Raw genomic sequence first — 3,940 nt, forward strand, 5'->3', positions numbered from 1 at the left:
TAATTTATTTTTTATAAAAAGTAACAATATTAAAAAAATTAGGGATTGAATAATATCAAGACAAATTTTATTGCTCAAATCAAGGCGTTAAGAGACTTTGAGATTAGAAGGGTTTTCTGGTTTGCTCCGATCATTAGGCGATCGCCCAATAGTAAATTCAATTATTTAGGAACAAAATTGCCCAAGGTTAATTTTTATAACAAAAAATTTGATTAGTCCAAATAGATTTCTATAGGAAATTGGGCAGAAAGCAAAGGACAGAAGATAGATACTAAACCTATTGGTCAGAATTAATGGCTTCAATACCAATTTTTAGGTCGGAAATTCTCTTTTTTGTCACAGGAACATCTCCTGTAGGTGTCTTATTATTCGTAACATTCTTTTTTCAAGCATTGCATAATACCAATTACTATGCATTAATGCTTAATTTAGGTAGCACTTCAATTTAAACCCCGTCTTTAAGGCTATGCTTTACCCATATCTATTGAATTCAAGTGCAGGATAGGGAAGAGCAGGGAGAGGGCGAAGGTAGGGAAGTAAAGACAAACCTGGCATAAATCATTCCGCACAGAGGTAGGTAAAAGCAAATCAGCAATGGGTGCACCATTTGATTTCTAACAGCTAGAATGGCCGGAAAATTACGCTGAAATAAAATCCAGAGTCTTGAGCATTATTGCCACGATCGTCCAGGTCTACTAAAGGGATGCCATAGTCTAAACGCAAATCAAACTGTGGCAGTGGTTGCCAAATCAAGCCTATGCCTGCCCCTGCTAAAAATCTTTGGTCTGGTAAAAATTCATTATTAGGGTTACTACCATCATTCCAAACAGCTCCAATATCTATAAAAGGAGTAAGTTGTATTGATGGTAAACCAGACTCATCCCGATAGACGGTAATCCGGTCTTCTATAGAAAACCGAAAACCATTATCCCCGGAACGTATATTCTGGCGATAGCCCCGTAACGACAAACCACCGCCAATAATAAATTGTTGGTATGGCAATAGAGGAATTGAGGATAACTGCAAATCTCCCTGGACAATCAATAAATGATTAGCACTTAATCTTTGTACCCTTTGCACTTGGCCTAGCCAACTGAAGAAATGTCCATCGGGTTGAGGATCTTCCCTCTCTGTCGCGTCAAATAAATTAGTGCCAATATTAAATTGCGATCGCAAAGCCCAAGCTCCTTGAGAGTCTCGGCGAATGTAGTCTTGTCCCAACCTAATCACAGTAGTACTGTTAACACCATCTTCTTCTGGAGTTTGAGGGTCATCAAAAAGTTGATCGTCCAAAAAAGTCTCTGTACGCTGATAACTCAAGCCTACAGAAAAAGCTAACTCTTCTCTAGGAGTTTGTAGAAAAGGCTGACGGTAACTAAACTCATATACATCCGTTGTGCCACTAATCTCTATACCTTCAAAATCTTGACCAATTCTATTACTGTTGGGTGCTGCTCTAAACTGTAAAGTGCCATTCATAGAGTTGATGGGCAAATTGTAGATAAAGTCAAAAACATCTGATTCATCGCTAAAAAGTCTGGTGGTGTTGTAGGATGCCACAAAAAAATCACCCCGCCCTGTCAAGTTGCGATGTAGTAAAGTCGAACCTATTCTTTCAGAGCCGACTGTGGGAGGTGAGTAATTATCAGTATTTATACTAAACTCAAGAGGGTTTGCTTCTGTAACACGAACAATCAGAATACTCTCTCCTGGATTTTCGCTAGCTCGCAAACTAGCTTCAATATTTTCAAATAAAGGATTACCCCGAAGTAATCGTAGTTGATTTTCTAGTTGAGCAGTGTCCAATGGCTGACCTGTTCCAAGTCGTATCCGATTTTCAATATAAGATTTTTGCAATCTTTTTGTACCTTCTATTTGGACTTCTCCCAAAATTCCTTCTACAACTTGAATCCTAACTGTGTCCTCGGTAATCGTTTGGGGTGGTAAAATTGCTCTTGAGGTGATATAGCCACGTTCTAGATAAATTTCGGTAATTTTATCTGCTATTTGCCGAAGTTCTAATAGGGTAACTAAACGTCCTTCTAATGGCCCAATGAGGGAATTAATTTCTTCTGGGGTTAAGATTGTACTTCCTAATACTAAAATTCTCTGCACGGGAATTTTTTGAGTAGGCTCATCTGGCAGAGGTTGAGGTGGTGGTGATTTTTTTAGTTCTTCTTCTTTTGGCTCTTCTGGTTGAGTTGGTTGGGGAAGGGGTTGGAGAAAGCGATCGCGATTTGGATCTGGTCGGGGGTTATCTGGTAAATTTTGTCGTATGTCTTGATTTGTTGGAGTATTTTGGGCATAACTTGGTTGTTTTGGAGTTAAGGTATCAATAATTTGAGGGTGAGTGAGTCTTTGCTGAGTATTGGATAGGTTTTGAATTTGAGTTTGTATTTGTATAATGTTTTTTTGTTGAGGAGAAGTTTTGGAGTTGGCTATTAATTTTAGTCCTTGATTTTTTAGTGATTTAGAGCTTAAAATTTTTTGTTTCAGGTTTTTATGTTGATATTTATAAATTAGTTTTGGAATTGATTTTGATGTTATTTTAGAGTTTTTGGATGACAAATAATGCCATTTTTTGGTTTTTACTGAAGTTTTATCCCATAATTTATCCACATCTGCAGTTTTGGATACAGCTTGATTAGCTAATAGGCAAATAATTATAAATGTAGTAGGAATTAATGTGATAAATTGAAACATTGCAATAGTTATGCTCTAGGTGTAATTTGACTTACCAAAAAAAAGGTGCATTCTGGTTCCTATATTGATCTAATAACGTCAGCATTTCCTGCGGAATGCTGCGCAAACAGTTGTTAGCTATTAGCTAGCTGACTGCTAATATAAATCTGGCGAAAATCAAAAATAAAATCAATTATTATTCATAAATTATCAATGATTTTCCCCTGTCCCTGTTCTCTCTTTTCTGGAGATTTATAATAGCTGAATGCTTACCTAATAACAGCTAAAAAGAATTATTTATTGAGAGATAAAATGCGCATAATTGCCGAATAAAGTATCGGTATTAAGTTTTGCTATATTTCTTTAATAGGGTATTTATTCTATAAAATATAAGTTTTTTGTGAAGCATTAGCATAAACAATTGAATTTTGTCAATAATTGTATAGTAAACATCAGACGCATTTAGATTTTATGTTCTCTATTAAGGGTGACTTTTGACAAAGAAATTATATAGTTTCAATACTAAGTAGCTTAGTAAACGAATACTCAAAACCTACTGCGAAAATATTTATTCTGAATTTAACACGAATTTTGAATCACCTAAAAGTATGCAAAAACAATCTTCTGGACCACGCACTATTAGACCAATTGGAGTTGCCTCACTACATAGTATTGCTTTTTCTAGAGAGACTCTCTATGCCATTGACAAAAACCGTGGTTTTCTGCTAGAAATTGACCCAAAAACAGATAATACAACAGTTATAAATCCCTTTCAAACTAATGAATTTATTGATGTTACAGGTCTCGCGCTTTGGAAAGATACTCTTTGGTTGACAAGGGAAAATGAAGTTTATTTCTGTCTCAATGCAATTGGTAATTCATCAGAGGGACGCCGAAAATGGCAACATTTTTTCACTTTACCTTATCCTGCTGATGGAATTGCTGTTTGGGAATCAACAGTTTATGTCACTTGTCAAAAACTAGGTAAGATTTTTGTATTAGATAAAAATACTAGACAACAAATTACTGGGTTTTATGCTCCAGGAATAGGGTTTGAAAATATTACAGTACAAGATGAAGAATTGTGGCTTTGCGACCGCGAGGAGCAAACGGTTTATTGTTTAGAAAGAGCAACGGGTAAAGTTAAGTTTAGCGTACTGACTCCTTTTGAAAGTCCTACGGGGTTAGCATTTTATCTGGATATAAATACCGGGGAAAGACAGCTTTATGTCGCTTATGCTGGAGACGAACTTTATAA

General features: G+C 36.0%; 2 protein-coding genes. One reads left to right on the top strand and one right to left on the bottom strand.

The genetic code is table 11. The annotated features are described in order from the left end of the window. Nucleotides 1-621 precede the first annotated feature (621 nt). Nucleotides 622-2,703 carry a ShlB/FhaC/HecB family hemolysin secretion/activation protein gene (locus tag F6K13_RS22385; protein WP_287288426.1) on the bottom strand — a complete coding sequence of 694 codons (2,082 nt, stop codon included), beginning with the start codon at nucleotides 2,701-2,703 and terminating at the stop codon, nucleotides 622-624. A 587-nt stretch (nucleotides 2,704-3,290) separates the two neighbouring features. Here F6K13_RS22385 and F6K13_RS22390 point away from each other — a divergent pair. Beyond that, nucleotides 3,291-3,940, top strand: a 650-nt coding sequence (locus tag F6K13_RS22390) for a YncE family protein (protein ID WP_375340678.1), incomplete at its 3' end; no start/stop codon positions are given.

Origin of the sequence: Okeania sp. SIO2B9 (assembly GCF_010672505.1) — a bacterium.
GTDB classification, from domain to species: domain Bacteria; phylum Cyanobacteriota; class Cyanobacteriia; order Cyanobacteriales; family Microcoleaceae; genus Okeania; species Okeania hirsuta.